The organism is Haloferax marinum, from assembly GCF_009674625.1.
GTDB lineage: Archaea > Halobacteriota > Halobacteria > Halobacteriales > Haloferacaceae > Haloferax > Haloferax marinum.
This window is the reverse complement of sequence record NZ_WKJQ01000001.1, coordinates 1,233,324-1,257,078: the sequence shown is the minus strand read 5'-3', so window position 1 is coordinate 1,257,078 and position 23,755 is coordinate 1,233,324. Positions and strand designations below refer to the sequence as shown.

General features: G+C 61.7%; 18 protein-coding genes. 6 read left to right on the top strand and 12 right to left on the bottom strand.

What is annotated here, in order from left to right; all coding sequences use genetic code 11:
- Positions 1 to 200 precede the first annotated feature (200 nt).
- Positions 201 to 656 (top strand): MaoC family dehydratase, encoded by a 456-nt coding sequence (locus tag GJR99_RS06390; RefSeq protein ID WP_151110385.1) that lies wholly within the window; start codon positions 201 to 203, stop codon positions 654 to 656.
- Between the two features lie 38 nt (positions 657 to 694).
- Here the strand turns inward: GJR99_RS06390 and GJR99_RS06385 are convergent, their stop codons facing one another.
- The 8 genes from GJR99_RS06385 to GJR99_RS06350 all read right to left on the bottom strand — a co-directional run bounded on the left by GJR99_RS06385 (position 695) and on the right by GJR99_RS06350 (position 8,611).
- Positions 695 to 1,141: an ester cyclase gene (locus GJR99_RS06385; protein ID WP_151110383.1), complete on the bottom strand. Its 447-nt coding sequence runs from the start codon at positions 1,139 to 1,141 to the stop codon at positions 695 to 697.
- A gap of 159 nt (positions 1,142 to 1,300) precedes the next feature.
- Complete coding sequence (locus tag GJR99_RS06380) at positions 1,301 to 1,843, bottom strand: DUF7261 family protein (RefSeq protein ID WP_151110381.1); 543 nt, start codon at positions 1,841 to 1,843, stop codon at positions 1,301 to 1,303.
- The gene (locus tag GJR99_RS06375; RefSeq protein WP_151110379.1) at positions 1,840 to 2,277 is read right to left on the bottom strand and encodes a DUF7262 family protein; all 438 of its coding nucleotides are present in this window, start codon (positions 2,275 to 2,277) and stop codon (positions 1,840 to 1,842) included. Before GJR99_RS06375 ends, GJR99_RS06380 begins: the two co-directional genes overlap by 4 nt.
- On the bottom strand, positions 2,270 to 2,992 hold the full coding sequence (locus tag GJR99_RS06370; RefSeq protein WP_151110377.1) for a DUF7263 family protein: 723 nt from the start codon (positions 2,990 to 2,992) through the stop codon (positions 2,270 to 2,272). Before GJR99_RS06370 ends, GJR99_RS06375 begins: the two co-directional genes overlap by 8 nt.
- On the bottom strand, positions 2,985 to 3,485 hold the full coding sequence (locus GJR99_RS06365) for a DUF7266 family protein (RefSeq protein WP_151113900.1): 501 nt from the start codon (positions 3,483 to 3,485) through the stop codon (positions 2,985 to 2,987). The genes GJR99_RS06370 and GJR99_RS06365 overlap by 8 nt, the downstream gene beginning before the upstream one ends.
- 124 nt (positions 3,486 to 3,609) lie before the next feature.
- A complete protein-coding gene (locus GJR99_RS06360; RefSeq protein WP_151113898.1) occupies positions 3,610 to 4,314 on the bottom strand; it encodes a DUF7289 family protein in 705 nt (234 codons plus the stop codon).
- A gap of 83 nt (positions 4,315 to 4,397) precedes the next feature.
- On the bottom strand, positions 4,398 to 6,317 hold the full coding sequence (locus GJR99_RS06355) for a type II secretion system F family protein (RefSeq protein WP_151110375.1): 1,920 nt from the start codon (positions 6,315 to 6,317) through the stop codon (positions 4,398 to 4,400).
- On the bottom strand, positions 6,314 to 8,611 hold the full coding sequence (locus GJR99_RS06350) for a type II/IV secretion system ATPase subunit (protein WP_151110373.1): 2,298 nt from the start codon (positions 8,609 to 8,611) through the stop codon (positions 6,314 to 6,316). The genes GJR99_RS06355 and GJR99_RS06350 overlap by 4 nt, the downstream gene beginning before the upstream one ends.
- A gap of 346 nt (positions 8,612 to 8,957) precedes the next feature.
- Here GJR99_RS06350 and GJR99_RS06345 point away from each other — a divergent pair, with 346 nt between their 5' ends.
- Positions 8,958 to 9,599, top strand: a complete 642-nt coding sequence (locus GJR99_RS06345; protein WP_151110371.1) for a hypothetical protein — start codon at positions 8,958 to 8,960, stop codon at positions 9,597 to 9,599.
- 11 nt (positions 9,600 to 9,610) lie between these two features.
- Here GJR99_RS06345 and GJR99_RS06340 read toward each other — a convergent pair whose 3' ends face one another.
- The 3 genes from GJR99_RS06340 to GJR99_RS06330 form a co-directional block, all read right to left on the bottom strand.
- Positions 9,611 to 14,665, bottom strand: a complete 5,055-nt coding sequence (locus tag GJR99_RS06340) for a hypothetical protein (protein WP_151110369.1) — start codon at positions 14,663 to 14,665, stop codon at positions 9,611 to 9,613.
- Positions 14,666 to 14,930: 265 nt separating this feature from the next.
- Positions 14,931 to 15,815, bottom strand: coding sequence for a halocarboxylic acid dehydrogenase DehI family protein (locus GJR99_RS06335; protein WP_154325951.1), 885 nt, complete (start codon positions 15,813 to 15,815; stop codon positions 14,931 to 14,933).
- 40 nt (positions 15,816 to 15,855) lie between these two features.
- Complete coding sequence (locus GJR99_RS06330) at positions 15,856 to 17,067, bottom strand: carboxylate--amine ligase (protein ID WP_151110367.1); 1,212 nt, start codon at positions 17,065 to 17,067, stop codon at positions 15,856 to 15,858.
- A 344-nt stretch (positions 17,068 to 17,411) separates the two neighbouring features.
- Here GJR99_RS06330 and GJR99_RS06325 point away from each other — a divergent pair, with 344 nt between their 5' ends.
- On the top strand, positions 17,412 to 17,813 hold the full coding sequence (locus GJR99_RS06325) for a MoaD/ThiS family protein (RefSeq protein WP_151110365.1): 402 nt from the start codon (positions 17,412 to 17,414) through the stop codon (positions 17,811 to 17,813).
- 53 nt (positions 17,814 to 17,866) lie between these two features.
- Positions 17,867 to 18,448 (top strand): zinc ribbon domain-containing protein, encoded by a 582-nt coding sequence (locus tag GJR99_RS06320; RefSeq protein WP_151110363.1) that lies wholly within the window; start codon positions 17,867 to 17,869, stop codon positions 18,446 to 18,448.
- 28 nt (positions 18,449 to 18,476) lie between these two features.
- On the opposite strand, the gene GJR99_RS06315 is transcribed toward GJR99_RS06320, so the two are convergent.
- On the bottom strand, positions 18,477 to 18,980 hold the full coding sequence (locus GJR99_RS06315) for a DUF7529 family protein (protein ID WP_151110361.1): 504 nt from the start codon (positions 18,978 to 18,980) through the stop codon (positions 18,477 to 18,479).
- Positions 18,981 to 19,167: 187 nt separating this feature from the next.
- Here GJR99_RS06315 and GJR99_RS06310 point away from each other — a divergent pair, with 187 nt between their 5' ends.
- Positions 19,168 to 21,867, top strand: a complete 2,700-nt coding sequence (locus tag GJR99_RS06310; RefSeq protein WP_151110359.1) for an ABC transporter ATP-binding protein — start codon at positions 19,168 to 19,170, stop codon at positions 21,865 to 21,867.
- 135 nt (positions 21,868 to 22,002) lie between these two features.
- Positions 22,003 to 23,733 carry an ABC transporter substrate-binding protein gene (locus GJR99_RS06305; RefSeq protein ID WP_151110357.1) on the top strand — a complete coding sequence of 577 codons (1,731 nt, stop codon included), beginning with the start codon at positions 22,003 to 22,005 and terminating at the stop codon, positions 23,731 to 23,733.
- Positions 23,734 to 23,755 lie beyond the last annotated feature (22 nt).

The following is a 23,755-nucleotide window of genomic DNA, read 5'->3' as shown; positions in this document are numbered from 1 at the left end:
AGAATGTACGGATATACTGCAGGTAGATACCTGCACTTGGGTTGCGTATACCGGGGAGTTTTCCCCAGTGTCCGTGGAGTGTGGGCGGGTGCCCGGCCGCCCTCGCTCTTACTTCTCTCGACGTCGTTCGTGAGCGAGTCGTAGCCGTCGACGTCGAACGTCCCGCACGGCTATCGTCTCAGAACGCCAATCAGTCTCGTATGGACGACACCGCTATCGACGACGTCTGGCCGCGTGGCCCACCGCGAGTTGGAGAGTACGCCGAGCGTTCGCGCACCATCGAACCGGAGTACATCGAACTGTTCTCAGAACTGAGCGGCGACTACAATCCACTCCACCACGACGAGGAGGTCGCCAAAGCGTCACAGTTCGGCGAAATCGTCGTACAAGGCGGCGTCACGAGCGCGCTTCTCAACGCTATCGTTGCCGAAGACCTCCCCGGTCCGGGGTCGGTGTTCCTCAACGTGAACTGGAACTTCACCGCTCCCGTCCGCCCCGGCGACACGATTACTGGGTGGGTCGAGGTCACGAAGGTCCGCGAGGACAAGCCGATTACCGAACTCGAAACAGAGATTACGCGCGACGACGGCACCGTCGTCTTGACGGGGACTGCCGTCTGCTACACGATGCCGATTGCGGACCGCCCGACCGAGTGAATCCGTGGAATCGACTGAAAAATAGTCGTGCCGTGCGACTACATCTTGGGAAGTTCGACGATGCCGAGTTGGGTGAGCATTCCCATCATGTCCGGGATGACCCACCGCTCGGCGATGAGTCCGTCTTCGACGCGCGTGAACACCATGTTCGAGACTTCGAACGTGTTCCCGGTCGCTTCGACACCCATGAAGGGGCCTTTGTGCATTCCTCGCAGTGTAATCCGCATGGCGACCACGTCGCCTTCTGTCACTACGTCTTCGACTGTCGCCGAGAAGTCGGCGAACGCCTCACGAAGCATCCTAATCTGCGCTTTCTGTTCTTCACGCCCCGTGAGTTCTCCGAGTGGACTGTGGTCGACGACGTCCTCAGTACAGATTTCGTCGATGAGGTCGATGTTGCCCTGTGTCGCTACGTCTTCAGGGTATCGCCGTGCGACCAGTTCGGCCGCTTCGGGCGTGCGTGTCGGTGTACTTGCTGATGCCATACGTGTTTCTCCATCGTGTCGCCGACCGGATGGTCGCGTCTTGCGTTGCCACTCCGGGGCAGACACCAGGTAGCCGTACGTCTTGTGGCATGTTAACTATTGTCAATAATTGCCGTAGTCGGTTGGAGTGGTGAGTGTGCGACCAGTCGCTACCACACATCACTCGGGCCGGACGACGAGTGTCAGGTCTGTCTTCGTCTCCGGTGTCGCGACGACCACGTCGATGGCGACGGCGACGATTGCCGTCTCGCCCGCTCGTTCTTGGACGACGACGCCATCGTCGGCGACACACGAGCCGAACTCTCGGGCGGGGCCGTCTGGGCAGTTTCTGAGCGCCCATCCCGCGGCAGCGGAGTCGTTCGTCGAAAGCGCGACACCGCCGTCGCCGGTGTAGGCCCGTTCGATTCTGACGAGATTGGGGTCCAGCCGAGAGTCGAAATCGCCGACTGCCGACTCTCTGGCCGCCCAATCGTATCTCCCAGCGACGCCTGCAGTCGCTGCCTCGACAGCGTCGTCGGTCGCCGTCGCGACGTCGTCGATTGGCGGGGGCGACCCCCCACCAACGGGTGCGAGTTGGGCGTGAACGACGAGGAGACTGAACAACGCGACGACGACGACGGCGCCAGAGACGAGGACGAGTTGCCCCCGGCCGTCGCCTGAGAGACCGGTTCGACTCCGTCTCTCGCCGCAGCGACGACTCACGGATACCACACCTCGATCGTCGCAGTGCACTCGGGAACCACTGCACGGGCGCTCCCAGTTCGGGCACTCTCTGGCGGTGGTCTCCCAGCGGACCCGAGCGATGTCCGAATCGACACGAACGCTCCGTCTGGGAGGCCCATCGACGCGGTGGTGTGCAACTGTCCGCTCCGTGCGTCGAAGTTTCCTGCCGACGAACAGGCGGCCCCGAGGATGGTTCCAGGGCCATCTGACGGCGCTTCCGCCACCAGCGATGCAGCGTCGGCCGCTTGCTGGTCGAGCGACAGCGTGGTCGTCGGTGTCGGCAACAGGCTAAAACTCGCGGCGACAGCGAGCACGAAGAGCGTGGCAACTACTGCTTCGACCACGGTCAACGAGAGTTGTCCACGGGAACGTGAGTCGGAATACGCGCGTGGCGAGGGAGCTCCGTCACGCATCGACGCTCACCTCGACTCGTTCGGTCCGCGTCTCGAACACTGTCGCAGTCACCGTAACCGTCCCCTCCGGGTCGTCGCCTGCGGCTTCGACGCGAACCACGGGGGACGCATACGAGGAGACGGCCACAGTGTGTGTGCCACGGAGTCCAGTCGGCCGATGAAGGACGACTCGGTCGTCGACCCGAATCGTTCGCACGGTCGTATTGTTCCGTGGGTCGATGTCGACCTGAATCTCGTCGGTCTGGCCGTCGAGCGTTCCCACCATCCCGTCTTCGAGTTCGATGCGCTCGCTGTCGGTGCGGGTCTCTACGACGACGACACCGCGTGAGACACGACTGCCGTCAGTGACCGTCCCCTGTCTGGCGATTTCTCGGCCGGCAAAGCGGACAGTAAACGAGACGCCACGGAGCGCAGGAACTGCCGTCGAAAGCTCTGACGCGTTCGTCTCGTTCGCGAGCGAGGGTGAGACGTACCCGTCCGACGTCGTTATCGGCCCGTCCGTGACGAGTGCTTCGGCGGCACGTTCGGCCCGATGTTGTTCGAGCGGCGAACTCGTTGCGTCTGCGAGTGCCCGGTCGGCGGCGACGATGCTACCTGCAGTCACCGTCGTCAAGAGGACGAGCGCGACTGCGAGGCCTGCGAGCGTCGTCTGTCCACGGCGAGTCTCGAATGGGTTCGGCCCTCCCCGTTCGACGAACGGTCTCGGCTTAGGCATCGCGGCCTCCCGTCCCCAGAGTCGCTCCGTTCTGGAGTTCGAGTGTCGTCTCGTCGCTCCCGACGACGACGACGCGGACCTGGCAGTCACTCCCGCTGTCCCACGACCCAGAGACGGTCACCGACGACGGGAGTGTGACCGGGACCTGTCGGTCGAACGCGTCACGTGGGTGGTCGAGGACCAGTGCAGGTGTCGTCGTATTTGGGTCGCTTCCGAACGAGGCGTTTCGCACGTATTCGATTCGGTAGGTGCTTCCACGAATCGTTCGTGGCACGTCGACGGCCGCGAGTCGGTCTCCACGAATCGCCGACTCGGGAACCGAAGCGGTCGTCTCGACGCGGTCTGTCGCCGTCGAGAGTGCCCGCTCCGAGAGTTCGTGAGCGACTGCATCGCGGTGGTCGGGGACGACACCACCGAACAGCGTGGTCGTCAACAGGCCGACGAACAGCACGACGATTGCGGCTTCCAGCGCCTTCCCGACGACTGGAACCACTGCACGCCGAGCAGTGTGGAGCGAGGATGTGTGGCCGCGGTCCGGTCGGTTGCCGCGGCCAACTCGCTTCTCTCGGTCCGGTCGGTTGCCGCGGCCAACTCGTTTCTCTCGGTCCGGTCGGTCGCTATCCACGAGTGACCACCACCGTGACGTCGTACTCCGCCAGAACGAGGGTTCGCTCTCCGGGAATCGCTGCGACGACACTCGGCACGCCGTCACCGTCGAAATCCGTTCGCGTCGTGTTGTACCCTCGTCCTTCGAACGACCGTTCCCACGCCTCGGGCGTCGCAGTTTCGACGGCGACAGTGTACGTACCGGCCGGGAGGTCGGTCACCGTCCGGTTCGACTCGACTCGAAGTTCGGCCCCGCCTCCGAGGCCGCCGCCGTCGGTCGACTCTCCGGTTAGCGTCGAAAGCGGAAGAAACGCCGCGTCACCGGCAGACGAGAGTGGAACGGGCGTGACGAGACGTGCATTCTCTGCAGTCCCTCTGACGACGGCACCACCGACGAACGCGACGCGATGGCCACCGAAGGTCGCGACGTAGCCGTCGGCGTCGTAGGTTCTGTTCACTCCGTCGTCTGGAACGACGCGGACGGTTCGGTTGACCCGCGAGAGGTCACCGTCCGTGACACGAACCGGGTGGGTCCCGTTCGCCCCCGAGAAGACACCGTCTCTGAGTGAGGAGAACCCGTTCGTCGCCGCGTCGGCGTCGGCGGTCGAGAGTTGGGCGTCGACGAGACCGCCGACACTCGCAGTCAGCAGGCCGATTGCGACGACGCCGATGCCGAGCAAGAGCGCGACGCCGACGACGTTGGCCTGTCCGCGGATGGCGGTGTTGGTGGTGGTGGTGGTGGTGGTGGTGGTGTTGGTGGTGGTGGTGTTAACGCCGCGTCGAGTTTCCGTCTCGGCGCTCAAATCAACCCACCTCCCGCGTAGACGAGGTAACAGATAGCGACGAGGACAGCAGAGTGAAGGAACGCTTCGTATCGGCCACGACTCGCCATCCCGGCGAACCACCCGGACGCGAGCATCGTCGCTTGCGTGACGACGTACATGCGGTAGCGGTCACGTGAGAGGTCGACTGCTCCAGCGTTGATGGCGAACGACCCTGTCGTCGAGAGCGACGAGAGTTGGGCGAACCCGTCGAAGACGTGAACGTTGACGGCGACGGTGATACCGACGACCAACAGTGCGGTGGTCCACCCGACGGCGACGTAGACGAGGAGTCCAGAGCGCAGCGCCCGCTTCTCGTGGTAGAGACGGCCAATCTCGGTCTGGAGCGTGTCGAAGACGGTTCCGGTGTCGCTCCCGCCGTCGAGCGCACCGACGACGAGTCCAATCGTTTGCTCGGCCATCGGTGTCCCGACACGCTGGACGAAGCGTTCGAGCGCGGCGGTTCGAAGGTTGACGTCGGTTCCCGCGCTCGGTGCGGTGAGTCTGAGGTTGAGCGCGAGGTCTGCCACGTCCGCGTTCAGCGGACCGAGGTCGACGTCTTCTCCGACGTTCTCGACCGCCGCCGCGAAGGGGCGGCCGAGGCTGACGTGTCCCGAGACGGCGTGGACGAAGTCTTTCAACTCGCGGTCTTTCGCGTCGTCGATGCGGGCGCGTCGGACGCCGACGAGACCGACCGGTATCGCGTAGGCGGTGTAACCAGCGAGTGCGATACCGACCGCGTCGGCACCGACGAGAGCAGTGCCCCCGGCGACGACGAGTGCTGGAAGGGCGAACACGACTGCGGCACTCGCCGGATTTGTAACTGCCGTGGCGAGGGTGTCGAGCGTTCGTTCGGGGCGGGTGTACTCGATAGATTGGTCCGGTGGTCGAAGTCCGGCGACGAGGAGACTCGCACCAAGCCCGACACCGACGATGAACGCCGCGCTGGCGTAGACGACGACACCTCTGACAGTCGTCGTTCCGACCGGGGTGACGACGGGTGCCGAGAGTCCGGGAGCGATGACGCTCATCACCGTCAGGACGATGACCAGAAGCGACGGCAACACGAGGAGGACGATGAACAACTCCGCGAGGAGTTCGAGGAACCCTTCTGCTCTGTCGCGAGCGCGGTCCTGTCTGTGACCGAGCATCCGACTCTCCATCCGAAGGTAGTTGCGGAGTGCGTCTTCACCCTGTCCGGCGTGTTCGCGGAACTTCAAGAGGAACGGCGAGAGCATCCCCTCGGACGGCGTGTCGCGGGCGACGCGACGGAGTCCTTCGTTCACGTTTCCGGTCAGCGAGGCGGTGTTGAGGACGCCCCGAAAGGCGACTGCGGTCTCGCCGTAGGCGTCCGTCTCGGCGACGCGCCGAAGCATCTCTCGAGGGCCGTCACTCCCCGACGAGAGGACGTGGAGATATCGAACAGCACCGGGGAGCGTCCGCTCGATGTTCTCTCGTCGGGCGGCGGCCCGCCACCCGAGATAGCGTCCGGCGACGAGGAGGACCGCACGCCGTGTCGCCACCGCCACGCCGAGTGCAGCAAGCGCCGCGACGGGAACGCGCGGCACCACGGGTATCGAGACGCGCTCGACGAGTGGAACGACGGCGCGAAGAACGCTCAAGACGCCGTCTATCGCACTGTCGGGGACCGCGAGGACGACGAGCGCCGTCGGAAGCGCGACGAACAACCCGACGAGCCACGCGAGACCGTACGCCCGCGCGAGATAGAGGTCGAAACTCATCCGCAGGTCGGTCCCGCGGTAGCGTCGCCTGTCTCGGTCGTGTCGTGACGCGTCGACGTGCCGGGCGAACAGCGCGTACAGCGCCCTGTCGAGGACGGACAGCGAACGGACGTGTCCGACTCCTCGGTCGCCGAGGCTGGTGTCGAACTCGCTCACTGTTCTCCTGCCGCGTCGCGTTCGGCCATCCGGCGACGGACGCGTTCGACCGTCGCGGCCTCGTCGGTTCGGAGGTCAGAGAGGAACCCGAACAGTTGGTCGACGTCGGTGACGCTCTCCTGTGTGAGGTACTCCACGTATCGGTGTTTGCGGTGGAACTCACGTTCGACGGCTTCGACCTCTCGGTCCGTGGCGTCGGCGATGCGATGGAACAGTCGAATCCCGACGCGTCGGTGGTCGTCACCCAACTGCGGATGTTCGTACGAGAGGTCGAACGACCCGTCGGGTGTCCGTCGCGCGATGGTGTTCCAGTGGAGTGTTCGCCCGTCTTTCTCGACGACGCCGCGCCGACCCCACGTTTCGTCGTACTCCGACTCGGGGACGAGTTCGACCACTTCGGCGACGTATCGCTCGCCATCGACCTTGTGCGGGAATACGACGAGGTCGAGTTCGCGGAGCAAGTAGGCGGGAAGTCCCTGTTCGATGACGCGGTTGACGAGCGTCTCCACGTCGGCGGCGTGTGTGGTACCGATGACGCCGTGGCCGGTGTTCAACGTCTCTGCGAACGTCGCGAACGACGCCGGCGTGTTGATTTCGGCGATGACTTCCACGTCCGGATTCAGGTAGTTCGCTTCGGTCATCAGGTCGGCCATCGAGACGCGCTTGAACTCGGATTCGTGGTCACGCGTCGTGAGCGAGACACCAGTCTCGTGTGGCAGGTTGACCTCTCTGGACCCCTCGTCGATGCTTATCGGGCGATGGTCGTACGGGATGAACGGCATGTGCGCGTTCATCAGCGTCGTCTTGCCGACGCCGGTCGACCCCGAAAACAGCACGACACGGTGGTGTTCGTAACACAACCACAGCAGCGTCACGAGTTCGGTCGAGAGCGACCCGGATTCGACGAGGTCGACCGGCGTGAGGACGTCACCGGACTGCTTGCGTATCGAGACGTGCGGGCCGCCTTCGGAGATGACGGGCAACGCAACCGCACACCGAATCGTCTCGTCTGGGTTCTTCGCTGGGTCGCCACCGACCGACCCCGGACGGAGGTTCACTTTCGCACTCGGGTTCGAGGCGTTCAACTCGACGCCGTCTGCGGCCGCGAGCTGTGTCACGACGTTGGTGAACTCGGTCTCGTCTTCGAAGACGAGGTTCGTCGGGACGCGGAGGCCGCCTCGACCGGTGACGCTCGCTCTCGGAATGACTTTCACGCGCTCTCCGACGCGATTTGCCTCCACGTCTTCGAGATGTGGGTCCCGGATAGGGACCGTCAGGATTCCCTCTCCGACGTAGTCACGGAGGACGTAGTAGACCAAATCGTCGAGTCGGTCCTCTGCGAAGCGCCGGTCGACCGGCGGGAGGGCGAGTCCGTACTCCGCGAGTGCGGACCGAACCCGGAATCGTGTCGCGTCGACCCACGCCTTCGTGTTTCGGGCGGTGAGTCGGCGAGAGAGGAACTCACGGGCACGTTCGCGGACGAACCCCACGCGGTCGGAGACGACGTCGTCGACGTTCGCCTCCCAGATACGTTCTTTACACTCCTCGATGAGTTCGGTGTCCCCTGGGACGAGGTCCGGTTCGAGAACCGCGTACTTGGTGGCGAAGCGGTCGTCACCGAGGAGGCGGTCACGGTAGACGACGACGTCCACGTCGTATCCGGCGAAGGGGACGGTGTAGTGCTGGATACGCTCGGCGGCGATACGGTCCGCGAAGGCGACGTCCGAGTCGAACGTCGTCGTCGCGGGTGCGAAATCTTCGGTGTGGACGACGAGTCGTTCGGACCCGTCACCACGGCCGGCATCGACGACTTCGATACGGCCGTCGAGTGCGAGCGGTGTCACGTCACCGAGGAGACGCAAGTCCGAGAGTGCGTAATGTTCGACCCGCCGCCGAGCAGACGGTGTGAGGTCGAGGAGTCTGTCGAGGATGCGACGATACTTCGGTGATAGACCAGCAGACGCGCGTTCTGCGGCACCTTCACGAGTGAGTGGTCGCCGCCGGACGACCGTCGAAAAGTGGTCTCGAACGGTCTCTAACGCCTGCGACTCCCGTGTGCCGACCGTCGGTTCGCGAACGTCGTACTCGAACCCGTGGGCCGCGTCGCTGATGGTTACGACCGTATCGGGTGCGACTTCGTACTGCGACCGAACCGACGGTGCGTACCAGGCCGCGGGGTCGTCTGGGGGTACCGGTGCGGGAACGCTTCCGTCGTCCTCGGACGTCGACGCTGGGCCGAATTCGAGCGTCGGAGTGGGCCGCTCAGTCCCCTCGGTATCACCGCTGGTAGTCATACTCCGGAGTTGTCAGACGTTCATATTTAAAATTTGACCGTGCTGTCGATTCGTCGGAAGGCAGCAGTAATTGGGTCTTTTACAGTTGTTTGAAGCGTTCTAACGCACATTTCGAGAATCAGCGTAACTGCGTAAATGATACTTGAGTGTGGGAAATCGCGTTCAAAAATATCGCTTTTGAGAGTTAGAGGATTTCGAAACCCCCTGCGATGGCGACGCCGAGCAGGTCGGCGCAGCCACTACTGCGAACACCGAACCGAAGGTCGGTCCGACCGAGCACCTGTCGGTTTCTCATAATTTCTTAACACCCCCCATCGAGTAACCATCTAACGAGTTGAGGAGACGTATGCGAGGACAACTGAAAACGGCGGCTTTGGCGACAGTGCTACTCGTGCTGCTTGCCGGGTGTAGCGCGTTTAGTGGATTCGGGTTTGGCCAGGGAGGCGCTTCGGAAAGCGTGACCGAAGAGGCGAGTGGAACCAACACGGTTACCCCGACCATCGAGCAGTACGAGACTGGGTCGATGGTACTCAATTTGGCAGAGATGCCGGGGACGTACTCGCTCTCGGGTGAGTCAAAAGAACGCTTGAACGAATCCGAGAGTCAGGTGACTCGGTTCGATACCGATGGTGTCCGACTCAGACACGAGCGTGTGTTTACGGACTCGAGCCAGAGGGACGACTCGCCTCAGGCTCAGTTGGTGTTCTCTGCAGTCGCCGTGTTCTCCGACCGAGAAAGTGCGAAAGCAGGCGCGGAAAACCTCGTAGATAGCCTCGAATTCGAGAACAAACAGGTGAGCGAGGCCGACATCTCTGCTGGCGTCTCCGGAACGAGAGTCACGTACAGGACCGACGATGGGGAGTACAATACGCTACTTCTCGACCGACACGGTCGGGTGGTCTACTTCGTGGTGACATCGGACGTCCGTGGGTACAGGTCCGACCAGGCTACTGACCTGTTCAAAGAGATGGTCTTCGACGTCGAATGACGAGTCGGAAACTACGCCACTGCGTGCGTTCCCGTCGTCTGTAGCGGTGCGACCTCGGCCACCATCTGAACACCGAGTCGGTCGGGGGACGATATCGATCGAGACGAGGAGCGCTGTTCCCACTCGAACTCACCGTCTGCGGTATCGTACTTCCCGACGACTGGTTCCCGGTCAGAGAACGGACTCTGCCCGTCTCGTCTGAAGTAGACCCTCACCGAAGTAATCCCGACATCGTCCGCCGCTTCGACAGTCGAACTAATCGTGTCGAGGACCTCACTTCGAGAGAGTTCCTTCGAATCGATGTATATCTCACCGACTCGCTCGGCACTTCTCGGAATCGTGGCGTCTGCCCCGGAGGCTCTCGTGTTCGCCGTGAACTTTCCATTGATGTTCACGACGTTATCACGAATCGTCAGGAGATTATCGGCCGTGAGGTGTTTGGTCTCAGCGTAGATTTCGCTCCCGTCGTCGGTCTTGATTCGGACGTCGACGTCTTTCTTGCTGTCGTCGAACTTTCGTGGGTTTAGTTCGACGTACGTGACGTCGTCTCGTTCGCTGTACCGAAGCGCAGTGTCTGCTTCTGCAGCGGCCTTGGTAAACCGAGTGTGGTCATTTTGACTCTCGTCGACGGCTTCGAACATACTCGGGTCGTTACTGTCGCTTCTGTCTGCGCCCTTGATTTTGGGATGGTCCGAGACTCTGTACGTCCGGTCGATGTACAGTTTAAGATCTGGGTACGCGTCGCTGTCTGTCGTCGCGAGACGACGGGCGACCTGAACGCGCCAGGTGTCGAAGTTAGTGTCAGCGCCCGTCTTGTCGATCGTGAAGAGTCGACGGAGTGTCTCTGGGTCACCCTCGTCGATTGCCCGCTTGGTGAACGCCGCGCCATCGGCCCCAGCGAGTCGTTTGAACTGTTGGATTCGGCCGGGGTCGACGCCTTCTTTGACCATCAGGTGTGCGAAGACGTATTTCTCGTTGAACGTCAGCGCACTGGTGAATTTGGCGCTCCCGTCGGGGTCGGGACCCAGGTCGTCGTCTTTCTTATCGGGGCCCCAATCTCCCTCCAACGCCGTGGAGTCGTCGTCCATCGCCTTCGCGAGGTCGGAACTCAGTGCAGTCGTTGTCGTCCCGTCTCCGTTTCTCGCCCGCCATTTGCGGGTGATATGCTGAACAATCAGCTCTCGTCCAGCGTCTATCTTCAGCATCGACTTCGCCTCGCCAGCGATGGTGCTAGCTTTCGTGCCGTATTTCGTGGCTTTCACTGCCTTCCCCCCGCCTCGAAGGACGGCGATTTCGGCGACTTGGTAGACGATGTATCCACCCCACCACGCCGACGAATACACCTTCGATTTCTCCGTTCCGCGAGGGTGTGTGTTGTACTGCCGCTGTTTGTCGTGGATGGCTTTCGGGGCGTTTTTAGCGATCTTCGAGACGATGTCGGGATTCTCGATCAAGAAAATCGTGGTTTGAGCGACCTGCTTTCCGAGTTCGAACGGGTTCAGCAGTCGAACCATCGCGAGAATCGCCTGTGGGGTGTTCTTGACCACGTTGAGTGTGTCCTGAAGCGCCTCGTAGAATCCAGCAGAACTCGCACTGAGCATGATGTCGAAGTGCGGGTCGGTGTGCCTCGCGTAGGCGAGACACTCGGTGTCCGCGGTCGTGTGAGTGTTCGCACAGTACTCGTTCGCCTGCGGCAAACTCGTCTCCTCTCCGAAGATATTGTCACGTGCCGACTTGGTCGGGCTACCGAGTTCTCGGAACTGTTCGATGACCGAACTGGGCGCCTGTTGACTGGAGAAGCGGTCGTATTCGTACGCGTCCAGGACCATCGGAACCTGCCGGTAGTTCGGCCCTGGATTGAGCCTGAACTGTTCGTAACTCACGCTCTCTCCGTCGAGCAACACGTGCATGGTGTACCGCTTGTCGGGAGCGAACGTCTCGTCGAATTCGAACGACCCGTCTTCTGAGACGTCGGCCGTGGCGCTGTCGTACTGGGTGTATATCTTCACCTCGACGTCGACGTCCCACTGAGGGTCGTACCGGAACGAGTAGTCGACGTTCCCTTCGAGACTCGCTCGTTCTTGCTTCTCGGTGACGGACGCGAGAACCGTCGTCTGCAACCGCGCCCTGTTCGGACTGATACTCACCTCTTTCGAGCGGCCGTCGGCGAGTTGTCTTCCAGTCACGTAGACCGTATACTCACCCTCTCGGAGGCTCTCGAACACTGCCACACCGTTCGTATTTGTCTGGGCAGTGAGCCGACTCGGACCGAACAAGTCGACTGTCACACCTTCGACTGGGCCATCATCACTCCGAACGTGAACCTCGTACGTCTCGACGCCACCACCTGTCGTCGTCGGCGTCTGTCTCACGAGTGTGAATGCCTCGTCCTGTTCACGAGCGTCGACTTTCGTGGTGAGCGTGTCGCGGTCACGTTCTTCCCAAACTGCGACGACTGCGTCGTACGGTCCGCTCGGTGCGTCCTCTTCGACGTCCCACGTGAGTGAGATGGTGGCCGTCTCTCCCGGACCCAACGTGACCGGTTTGCCAGTCTGTCCACCGTTGTCCCACAGCGCCCCTTCCGGCCCACGGACGCTGTAACCAACCAAGAACGTGTGCTCGACGTCGCCGGTGTTCTCGATGGTTGCCGTTGCTTCGACGGCGTCGCCGGCGGCGAACTCTCCCGATGGGGGAACGAACTCGACGACCTCGGCGCCGACAGCAGTTGGGTCGACGACGACGAACGATTCGTCTCGACGTTCACTGTCGAGTCGCGTGTGAAGGCTGTCGCGGTCGCTCTCTTTCCAGAGAGATACTTTGGTGCTGTACTCTCCGCTTGGAGCGGTCTCTCTGACGTCCCACGACAGAGTGACAGCGGTCGAGTCGCCTGGGCCGAGCGTCACTGTCTTCCCAGTCGTCCCGTCGTTGTCGTACCATCGTCCGTTCGGGCCGAGAACGCTGTATCCGACGAAGAACGTGTGTTCGACGTCGCCGGTGTTCTCGACCGTCGCAGTAACCGTCGCAGACGCTCCGGGCTCGAGCCTGTCACGTTCTTGCTCGATTCCCGTGATGCGAGCGTCGGCACGTGTTTGGCTGCCTACTTCGAACACGTCGTAGTCGGTCTCCGTGTCGAGGCGGGTGTAGAGGTTGTCACGGTCGCTCTCTTCCCACACCGAGACCTTCGCGTCGTACGCTCCTGCGGGCGCGTCGTCCTCTACACGCCACTCTGTCGAAACGCTCCTCGACTCACCAGGGCCGAGCGTTACTGTGGTCCCGGTCTCTCCATCGTTGTCTCTCCACTGGCCGCCGGGCCCCTGTACACTGACCCCGACGAAGTACGTGTGTTCGACATCTCCATTGTTCTCGACCCGGACTGTGGCCTCTATTCGGTCCGAACTGGTGACCTCTCCGCTGTCGACGTCGAAATTCGTGATACGAGCGTCGACGGTGGTCGTGTCGGCGACGCTGAACGCGCTGCTTTCGCTTTCTGTGTCGAGACGGGTGTAGAGGTTGTCGCGGTCGCTCTCTTTCCACACCGAGACTTTTGCGTCGTACGCTCCTGCGGGCGCGTCGTTTTCGACGTCCCAGTTCAGAGTGACGTCGGTCGATTCACCGGGACCGAGCCTGACCGTTCCCCCTGTCGACCCATCGTTATCTCGCCACTCTCCGTTCGGTCCGAGGACGCTGTAGCCGACGAAGTACGTGTGCTCGACGTTCCCAGTATTTTCGATTCGTGCGGTCGCCCTAACCGAGTCCCCGTCACGGTACTCCCCGGTGTCGACGTCGAGAGTGGAAACCCGCGCGTCGACGGAGACGGAATCTGCGACTTCGAATGCACTTCCGTCACCCTGTGTGTCGAGGCGGGTGTAGAGGTTGTCACGGTCGCTCTCTTTCCACACCGAGACTTTTGTGTCGTACGTTCCTACCGGTGCGCCGCTTTCGACGTCCCAGTTCAGGGCGACGTAGGTTGATTCACCGGGACCGAGCCTGACCGTCCCGCCGGTCTGCCCGTCGTTATCGTACCATCGTCCGTCCGGCCCACGGACGCTGTAGCCGACGAAGTACGTGTGTTCGACGTTCCCAGTATTTTCGATTCGTGCGGTCGCGTCGACTGTGTCTCCTTCGACGTACGACCCACTGTCAACGCTCGTACCGACGATTTCGGCATCGACGTCGGTCGGTTCGACCACTTCGAAGGCGTTGCTGTCACCGGCGGTGTCGAGGCGAGTGTAGAGGTTGTCGCGGTCGCTCTCTTTCCACACCGACGCCTTCGCGTCGTAGTACCCCTCTGGCGTACCCGACTCGACGTCCCAGTCGACCGAGACGGACCTCGCCTCACCGGAGGCGAGTGTGACGGTCCGGCCGGTCTCCCCACCGTTGTCTCGCCACTGTCCATCCGGCCCACGGGCGCTGTAGCCGACGAAGTAGGTGTGTTCGACGTTCCCCGTGTTCTCTATTCGGACGGTCGCGTCGACGTTCTCGTTTTCTGTATAGTCGCCAGCGTCGACGTCGAAGGTAGTAATCTGTGCATCGACACTGGGTTCGATGACTTCGAAAGAACTGGTCCGCTCTTCGCTATCGAGGCGAGTGTAGAGGTTGTCTGGGTCGCTTTCCTTCCAGACGGACGTCACCGCGTCGTAGTAACCTGCCGGTGCGCCAGCCTCGACGGTCCAAGAGACGGTAATCCACGTCCGTTCACCGGGGTCGAGTGTGACTGTTTGACCCGTCCCCCCGTCGTTGTCGTACCACTCTCCGTTCGGACCCTTGACACTGTAACCGACGAAGAACGTGTGTGTCGAGTCGCCAGTGTTTCTGACTTCGACCCCCGCAGTGACGGTCTCTCCCGGAGCGTACTGTCCAGAATCTTGATTGAAGTTCAGAATACTCGCGTCGACGCTCGACACTGCGTCGACCTGTGTCTCTGCTTCGAGCGCACCCTTCTGCCCCGCCCCAACTCCCGACTCTGCCCCGTCTACCCGACCGACAGTCGTCACTGCAGTCACGGGTGCAGTAACGACCAGGAGAGTGAGGCAGATTACAAGGAGTATCTCTACGTTTCTTCTCATACCGAAAACACGTGTTAGCACACTGTATATTCTAAATAACTATAAGTTTTCGTTTAAAAGGATAGGTTGGAAGTTTTGGACACCTCTCGCGTTTTGCGTCGAGGGAGACCCGTTCGGATAGGTGACCCTCTCCCACTCTCCCACCTCTCGTCAGTCGCGTCGAAGGCGAGCGATACGTCGAACTCAGTGAGAAGTATCAACGGAAAGTGTCGTGTTATCGTTTACCTCTCCACGGCTGTATTAGCACACGACGACTCCGTCGTCATCACAGTTGTCGCGGGCCAATCGCACCGAGCACGTTCGCGTAGAGCGTCACTGCCGGAAGCACCGTCTCGACGGGGCCGTGTCGGAACTGGTCGGCGAGTTCCTGCAGTGCGGTCACGTCGTCGTCGGTCAGACCGATATCTCGGAGGTCAGACGGGGCGAGTCGCGGTGTGTAGGGGAGCGACGAGACGTGCGCTTCGGCGTGCGACCACGACGAGACGCAGGCCACCTCGAACGCGTCCGATTCGAGAACCGATTCGAGGTCGTTCCACATCGTATCGAGAAGAGACGGCCACTGGGCGAGACTTCGGTAGATCGTCGGGAGGCCCGAGTCGAATCCGTGAAGGTTCTGAATGGCAGTTACTGTATCCGCCAGTGAGTCGGGTACGTCCTCGAATGGAGTCATCGTGACCGACCGACTCTGTTCTCGGTCGAGGTCGGGGAAGGGTGCAGTCGATTCCCACCCCTCGCTGGGGGACGAACCAACAGCGTCGCCGGAGAGCGCGGTGTCGAGTAGCTCGAAGACGAAGGCGAGGCGAGGAATCACCGTGTCGAGTGTCGCGAGTTGTCCACGTGCTTCGCGGAACTCCGCCGGGGAGACACCGACGGCAGTTGGGGTGTACTGTGGCAGTGCGTGGTCGTCTTCGAGGACAGAAAGAACCGTATCGCGATACGTCACCTCGTACTGGGCGAACGCTCGTGTCTCGAAGGCTGGTTTGAGTTGCCCCCACGCGTATCGGAGAAACTCCGGTTGGTTGGCCATGAGTGTCCGGAAGAACCAGTTGACGACCGGGGCCCGAAACGTCGTCTTGATGTCGTCGTACAGTCCACGCTGCCAGCCAGTCGCCTCTGATTCGTACACCTGCTTGCTCACGTCGATAGTCATGATGGTAATTCACACAGTCGGTGAGGTGATAGTCGTTCTGTCACCGACGGGAAGTAATCGAGTCCATCTCGGTGGGGATAACCGTCGTCGGTTTCGGTGCCGACCGCCGTGACGGCAGATAGTCGAGTGACTGCCGTGCCATCGAGGCGAGTTGGACGACTGCTGGGAGTGGGTCCGACCGGTCGATGATATCGAAGTAGACCCCGTCTTCGACGAGGGGGAAGAACTCTCGGAGGGCGGCTTTGTCGCGTCTGCTGAACAGGTTTATCAGGTCGCCAGGGAGCAAGTACCGACAGCGAACACCGGCGGGATACATCAGCACGGGGTCGGGGTCCTCTCCCAGTGCGCACTGCACCAAGAGCCACGGAAACTCGACGCCGGCGCGATACGGGAGGTGGAGCGACCCCCAGAACCGAGGGTTCACTTCGAGCAACTTCGGCGTACCCGTCCGCGGGTCGTTTTTGAACTCGACCATGGCGACACCCTGCCAGTCCACGTCTTCGAGGAGTTTCTTTCCCGCTTCGAACAGTCGGTCGTCGTGGATACTCTCGCGGAGTGTCGACGGACCACCACTCGGCGGAAACTCGCGGAGTCGCTGATACTCGAATCGGGCTTTTATCTCGCCGTCCCACCGGAGGAACGCCGCTCCCATCCCGCGACCGTCTCTCGGGACCTGTTCTTGGATTATCGGGGCCGAATCCCACCGACTCACTGCCTGGTACGCCTCCCGGAGCGTCGACGGGTCGTCGACGTACTGAATTCCTTTCGACCCTGCCGACGTTCGTGGTTTGACGACGACCGGAAACGTCAGTTCCGAGGCTAACTCGTCTGCTTCGTCGGCACTCGTGGGATAGACCGTCTTCGGATGTGGGATTCCCAACGCCGCTGCTCGGTCCATCACGAAATCCTTCCGCACGAGGCGGTCGAACGAGTCGGCACCGGCGACTGGAACCACCGTGTGTTCCGCCAGTAACCCCCGGTTTTGGTTGACGAGGTAGGTCGTCTCGTGGTCGACCGGGAGGAGCACGTCGACGTCGTTGTTCTGGAGGTACGAGTAGAGTGCGCTGACGAAGGCGTCGGGGGACACCCGTGGGTCTGGATAGACGAACCGTTCGTCGACGTGTTTCGAGGCGAACGTGGTCGCCAGTCGAGTCGACGCACCACAGACGACGCGCACGCCGTGGCGACCCAGTGACCGAGCGATTGCGAGCGCGGTTCGACCCTGCCCATCGGTCACGAGAACGGTCGTCATGGTCGAACTCCTCCCGCGAATCGCTGTCTTACCCAGTACATTTCAGACCGACCGACCGAGACTCCCCCGCCCGCTATTCCGGCCGGTGTTCCCATCGGCACACTCGTCGAATCCGGGCAAGTCAGTCGCAGTAAACACTGTCTGTACCCAGTGACGACACGATACCAGCATAACTCACTATAGACAGGGTAACATAATCAAACTATGTCAACATTCTTACTTTACATACAGTGTTACAGACACGAACAGTCTCTCGGGTTCCGTCGATAACGGGTCTGAGACCGTTCGATAGGACGAATACGTTCGGCAACTTCTTCATGGGTCTTGCCCGCGTATATCGACCTATGGATTCGAGGGCTATCCAGGCCAGAGCGGGCAGGAAACACACGACGACGACGGTCGAAGCGCGGTTCACCGGCCACGTGCGGACGGCGATTGGGACACACCGACTGGAGTACACCTTCGAGGGCGACACCCTCCGTGAGTTCCTCGACGCGTTCTTCGACGAGTACGACGTCCGCGACCTGGTGATGGCGAAGCGAGACGCAGAGGCGACGACTCGCGGGTGGGTTACGGTCGAACGTCCCCCCGGAACGTGGCGAAAGAATCCCGAAGGCGAACAGACTCGGGCGTACGCACGGGTGATGGTGAACGGGAACTTCAACGAGAACCTCGAGGGGTTAGATACCAAACTCGAAGACGGCGACCGTGTCGCACTCGTCAACCCGTTCATGTACTGCGTGTGACCCGCGGGTCTCCCGTGAGGTATCTTTAGGACTGTCGGAGGACTATCTCGAGTATGTCGTCTGATTCTGACACGGCGGGTCGCGACCGCGGCCCACACGAGCTATTCTGTCGCAACTGCGGGGCCATCATCGACAGGGAAGCAGAGATTTGCCCAGCCTGCGGGGTGCGTCAGCGTGCGCCGCCGAAATCGTCGGTCGATTCGGCGCTCGGCGACCTCTTAGAAGGCGGAAACCCGTTCGTCGCGGCCCTCCTTTCGGCGGTCTTCCCTGGACTCGGCCAGATATACAACCGCGAACTCGAACGCGGACTCGTGTTCATCGTGGCGACGGTCTTCGCGGCGTTTTCGACGCTCGTCTTCGTCGGGTTCCTCCTGTTTCCTGCAGTCTGGCTGTTCGCTATCTACGACGCGTACACGCGAGCAGAACTCCGCGCAGCAGAACTCCGAGAACAGGAACTGCTCACCCACGAGACCCCGACAGACGACCCTGTCTCGCTCGACGTCCGTGGCGACGAAACGACCGGCGAAACGACCGGTGAACCGACCGACGACAGTGAGTCAGACGACGACGCGGACGAAACAGACGGTGAAGGCGAAACGGACGACGAAGACGAAGCAACCGAACAGGCGTCCTGAGAACGCTCTCCCAGGGCGCTGTCGCCCGCTATTCGTCGACGACGCTCTTGTCCCAGTCCGGCGGAAGCAACGGGTTCGGGTCTTCGTGGACGAACTCGACGCCCTTCTCCGGGTCGAGCGGGTGGATTTTCGTCCGCATCGTCTCGCCCTCTTTGAGCAGTGAGAACATCCGGTCGGTCTCTGCGAGGCGGTAGTACAACGGGAGACAAATCGCGACTTCGTCTGCGGTGGCACGGAGGACGAGCGTGAGGTAGACGAGTCCGCCTTTGACTGCACGGAAGGCTTCGTACTCGTCGATGGTCACGCCTTCGACGGCCGATTCGACGTCGGGGTAGACGTCGTCACCGACGACGACATCCAGGCCGACGTGGTCGACGACTTCGTCACCCGGTGCGGGGACGGGAACCACGTCTCCGGGGAGAGCGACGACGACGTGCCAGTCGCGCTCTCGATACTCGTCCGCGACTGCCTCACACTCTTCGACGACCGTTTCCCAGGTGTTCGACGAATCCGAGAGCGGATGTTCTTCCATGTGGCATGGTGTCTGAGTGCGCTACCTAAACCTTCGCTTTGCTGTCGGGTCCGCAGACGAGAGCGGCAGAGACGAGGTCAGAGACCACGTCTCGTCGTCTCAGGAGTCGAACGCGAGTTGTGTCGACGTGCTCGGGTCCAGTAATAATTAAAAAGATATTTTATCATATGATGGTCACTGACAAACAATGACGAATCTGCTCTCTCTTTCGGACCTCCGGACACAGTTCTCGACAGACCGAGGGCGTGTCAAGGCAGTCGATGGACTCGACCTCACTGTCCGTGAAGGCGAGACGGTCGGTTTGGTCGGCGAATCGGGGTCCGGAAAGAGTGTGACGGCCCTCTCGACGATGGGACTCGTCGACGACCCCGGTGAGATCGTCTCTGGGAGCGTCGAACTGGAGAGCGCACATCTCGCAGACGAGTTCCGCGCCCAGTACGACAACCCCGAGTTCGTCGATGGCGATATCATCGACCTCGTACAGGCACCCGAAGAAGCTCTCCGCACCGTCCGTGGCAGCGAAATCGGGATGATTTTCCAGGACCCGATGACCTCGCTGAACCCCTCGCTGACGGTCGGCGAACAGGTCGCCGAGAGTCTCCGACTCCACCAGTACGGTGGTCGCCGGAAAGACTCGTGGTTCAACGCGCTTCGCGAACTACTGCCGCGAATCAGCCGCGACATCGACGACGAAATCGTCGAGCGGACTATCGAGGTGCTCGAATCGGTGGGCATCCCGGAACCCGGTGCTCGCGTGGACGAGTACCCACACGAGTTCTCCGGTGGGATGCGCCAGCGCGTCCTCATCGCAATCGCTCTCGCGTGCCAACCCCGAATGCTCGTCGCGGACGAACCCACGACGGCGCTGGACGTGACCATTCAGGCGCAGATTCTCGACCTCATCGACGGCCTCCAAGAGGAGCTCGGAATGTCTGTCCTGATGATTACGCACGACCTCGGCGTCGTCGCCGAGACGTGTGACCGCGTCGCCGTCATGTACGCCGGAGAAATCGTCGAAGAAGGGCCAGTCGAAGAGATATTCCACAACCCGTCGCATCCCTACACCTACACGCTTCTCGAATCGCTCCCGAGCGAAGAAAAAGAGCGCTTGACGCCCATCGAGGGCAACGTCCCCGACCTCATCGACATGCCCGACGGGTGCCACTTCGCACCGCGATGTCCGTGGGCCCAACCGGAGTGTACGGCCGGCGAGATTCCGTACAAGCAACACGGTCCCACCGGGACCGAACATCGGGCGAAGTGTGTCCTCGACGACTTCGACACCGACGAGTACGGGACGGAGTACATCGGGGAGAAATCGACGTCGGAACCGTCGGACGAACCACTGCTCGAAGTCGATGGGCTTCAGAAGTACTACCAGCAAGGAGAAGGCCTCTTGGACCGCTTCGTCGGGACAGAGAGGCAGAGCGTGAAAGCGGTAGACGGAATCGACTTCACGGTCTTCGAAGGTGAGACGCTCGGTCTGGTCGGTGAGTCCGGGTGTGGAAAGTCCACCGCCGGTCGCAGTCTCCTGCATCTGACGCCCCCGACCGACGGTCGCGTCGTCTTCGCCGGGACAGACCTTTCGGACCTCGACAGCGACGAACTTCGGAAGACACGGCGCGACATGCAGATGATATTCCAGGACCCGCTGTCGTCGCTCGACCCGCGGATGACCGTCGGTCAGACCATCCGAGAACCGCTGAAAGTTCACGACTTACCGGCGTCTACCCCCGGTGTCCGTGGCGAAGTTGACGTCGACATCTCGGGCATCGACCCCGACCGCGTCACCGTCAGCGTCTCCGACGAGATAGACGCCATCGTCGGGTCGTCTGATGGGGTCGCGACGGCACACGTCGACGTGGCCGTCACCGGAACCGAGGTGGACGTCTCCATCGAAGAACGCCTCAGAGTCGACGTCGAAGTCGAACGCGAGGGCGAGACGGTGACGGCCATCGACGTGTCGGTCACTGCAGGTGAGTCAGACCGTGAGCGACAACGTCGCCGCGTCAACCAACTGCTCGACGCCGTCGGGTTAGAGGTCGGCCAGTACGACCGGTACCCACACGAACTCTCCGGCGGTCAGCGCCAGCGTGTCGGCATCGCCCGTGCACTCGCCGTCGACCCAGATTTCATCGTCGCCGACGAACCCGTCTCGGCGCTCGACGTGAGTGTCCAAGCACAGATTCTCAACCTCCTCGAAGACTTGCAAGAACGGTTCGGTCTCACCTACCTCTTTATCGCACACGACCTCTCGGTCGTTCGCCACATCTCCGACCGAATCGCCGTGATGTATCTCGGAGAAATCGTCGAAGTCGCACAGACCGACGCACTGTTCGACGACCCACAGCACCCCTACACGCAAGCGCTGCTGTCGGCCATCCCCGAACCGGACCCGTCGGCGTCCACCGACGACCGAATCATCCTCGAAGGCGACGTGCCGAGTCCCATCAACCCACCGTCTGGCTGTCACTTCCGGACGCGGTGTCCACAGGTCATCCCACCCGAAGACCTCGACATCGAACAGGCGGCCTATCGCGAGGTGATGGACCTCCGTCAGCGAATCGAGCGTGAGACGCTCGACGTTGCCACCGCGCGCGACGAAGCGACAAAGGGCAGTCACGCCGAGGCCACGCAGGTCTCTGCCGATGGTGGGGCGCCCGACCAAAGCGCCGTCGTCGAAGAACTCCGCGAGTCACACCTCTCACACACGCTCTCTCCCAACCTGACCGACGTCGTCGACCGAGCACTCGGATTCGTCGTGGACGACGACTGGGACCGGGCGAGTGAGGTCCTTCGAGACCAGTTCGAAAGTGTCTGTGAACGAGACTCTCCCGAACTTGGAACTGGGGAACATCCTGCGGCGTGCCACCTGTTGAATAACTAACGAGGACACTACTCGATTTCGAGCAAATCGAGTATTGTATTTTCACCCACATTTATCGGACAGAGGCGGTGTTGTCTCGCATTCACCTAACGGTCGCTTCGTTATTTTTATAGGCTGTGATAGATAGTTACTCGTATGTCACAAGATGGCAATAACGTCTCCCGACGTCGCTTTTTGAGCGCGGCGGGGACGGCCGCGGCCACCGCGGCACTCGCTGGTTGTACCGGCGGCGGAAACGGCGACGAAACCACCACCGAAGGCGGAAACGGTGGCGGCGACGCGACCGAAACCGAGACCGAGGGTGGCGACGGTGGCGACGACGGGTCCCCACAGGTTCTCCGCTACGGGCGCGGGAGTCACTCCCCGACGCTCGACTTCCAGAACAGTACGAGTGGTGAGGTCGCGAAGGTCACCGAACAGCTCTACGACACGCTCATCAACTTCGAACCGGGCCAGTCCACGCTGACGCAAGGACTCGCGACCGAGTACAGCCTCGAAGGCCAGACGGCCTCCATCACGCTCCGTGAGGGTGTCACGTTCCACAACGGCGAAGAGTTCACCGCAGAGGACTTCGTCGCGACGTACCGTCGCTTCGTCGACAGCGACTACGAGTACTACGGTGGCGACGACTACGTCTCCGCCTACGGTCCGTTCACGCTCGGTGCCTGGATCGACGAGATTCAGGTCGACGGCGACTACTCGATGACGATTCAGCTGACCCAGACGTACGCGCCGTTCCTGCGCAACCTGGCGATGTTCGCGGCTGCCGTTCACTCCAAGGCCGCAATCGAGGAACTCGGCACGGACCTGAACAAGAACCCAGTCGGTACCGGTCCGTTCCAACTCGAGAACCTCGACGACGCGAACGAACTCATCCGTCTGTCGGCGAACACCGACTACTGGGGCGACGGTCCCAACGTGGACGAAGTCGTCTTCGTGACGATCGGTCAGAACTCCACGCGTGCGCAGTCACTCGCGAGCGGTGAACTCGACATCATCGACGGTCTCGGTGCACAGTCGTCGATTCAGGTCGAGAACGCGAGTAACGCCGACCTCGTCCGAACCGAGGGTATCAACATCGGCTACATGGCGTTCAACATGGCCAGCCGTGAGGAGTTCCGCGACAAGCGCGTCCGTCAGGCAGTCAGTTACGCCATCAACACGGAAGCAATCGTCAACGAGATCTACTCCGGCTTCGCGACGCAGGCGAGCCAGCCACTCCCACCGAACGTCCTCGGTCACAACACCGACCTCGACCCGTACCCGTACGACCCCGAGCAGGCACGGAGCCTCCTCGAAGAGGCCGGCTACGGTGACGGCTTCTCGTTCGAACTCGCGACGTTCCAGAACCCACGTGGGTACAACCCGTCGCCGATTCAGACCGCAGAGACCGTCGCGTCCAACCTCGGCGACGTCGGCATCGAAGTCGACATCAACCAGCAGTCGTTCGGTCCGTTCCTCGAATACACGGCACAGGGACGCCACGACGCCTGTTTCCTCGGTTGGTACACCGACAACGCCGACCCGGACAACTTCATGTACGTCCTGCTCCACCCGCAGGTGGAAGAAGACCAACTCACCGACGGGCAGGACTGGGTTAGCTTCGACACCGAAGGCTACAACACCAGTAACCGCTCTGCGTGGGCGAACCAAGAGTACATGGACCTCGTCGAGCAGGGCCAGTCGACCTACGACGAGTCCGAGCGCGAGTCGCTGTACTTCGAGGCGAACCAGATTGCCCACGACGAGGCACCGTGGGTCTACCTGGACTACGCCGACGAACTCCGTGGCGTCTCCACGCGCGTCAGTGGATTCCAGATTGCGGCCATCAGCGGTCCGTACCTCAACCTGGTCACGCTCGAATAGGGCCTGACCTCGTCTTTCCATT

Bases quoted from the DNA above. Each gene is read 5' to 3' on its own strand.
- GJR99_RS06335 (WP_154325951.1), bottom strand. From the start codon at position 15,815: ATGACTATCGACGTGAGCAAGCAGGTGTACGAATCAGAGGCGACTGGC.
- GJR99_RS06350 (WP_151110373.1), bottom strand. From the start codon at position 8,611: ATGACTACCAGCGGTGATACCGAGGGGACTGAGCGGCCCACTCCGACG.
- GJR99_RS06370 (WP_151110377.1), bottom strand. From the start codon at position 2,992: ATGCCTAAGCCGAGACCGTTCGTCGAACGGGGAGGGCCGAACCCATTC.
- GJR99_RS06375 (WP_151110379.1), bottom strand. From the start codon at position 2,277: ATGCGTGACGGAGCTCCCTCGCCACGCGCGTATTCCGACTCACGTTCC.
- GJR99_RS06320 (WP_151110363.1), top strand. From the start codon at position 17,867: ATGTCGTCTGATTCTGACACGGCGGGTCGCGACCGCGGCCCACACGAG.
- GJR99_RS06310 (WP_151110359.1), top strand. From the start codon at position 19,168: ATGACGAATCTGCTCTCTCTTTCGGACCTCCGGACACAGTTCTCGACA.
- GJR99_RS06385 (WP_151110383.1), bottom strand. From the start codon at position 1,141: ATGGCATCAGCAAGTACACCGACACGCACGCCCGAAGCGGCCGAACTG.
- GJR99_RS06345 (WP_151110371.1), top strand. From the start codon at position 8,958: ATGCGAGGACAACTGAAAACGGCGGCTTTGGCGACAGTGCTACTCGTG.
- GJR99_RS06325 (WP_151110365.1), top strand. From the start codon at position 17,412: ATGGATTCGAGGGCTATCCAGGCCAGAGCGGGCAGGAAACACACGACG.
- GJR99_RS06390 (WP_151110385.1), top strand. From the start codon at position 201: ATGGACGACACCGCTATCGACGACGTCTGGCCGCGTGGCCCACCGCGA.
- GJR99_RS06305 (WP_151110357.1), top strand. From the start codon at position 22,003: ATGTCACAAGATGGCAATAACGTCTCCCGACGTCGCTTTTTGAGCGCG.
- GJR99_RS06330 (WP_151110367.1), bottom strand. From the start codon at position 17,067: ATGACGACCGTTCTCGTGACCGATGGGCAGGGTCGAACCGCGCTCGCA.
- GJR99_RS06315 (WP_151110361.1), bottom strand. From the start codon at position 18,980: ATGGAAGAACATCCGCTCTCGGATTCGTCGAACACCTGGGAAACGGTC.
- GJR99_RS06340 (WP_151110369.1), bottom strand. From the start codon at position 14,665: ATGAGAAGAAACGTAGAGATACTCCTTGTAATCTGCCTCACTCTCCTG.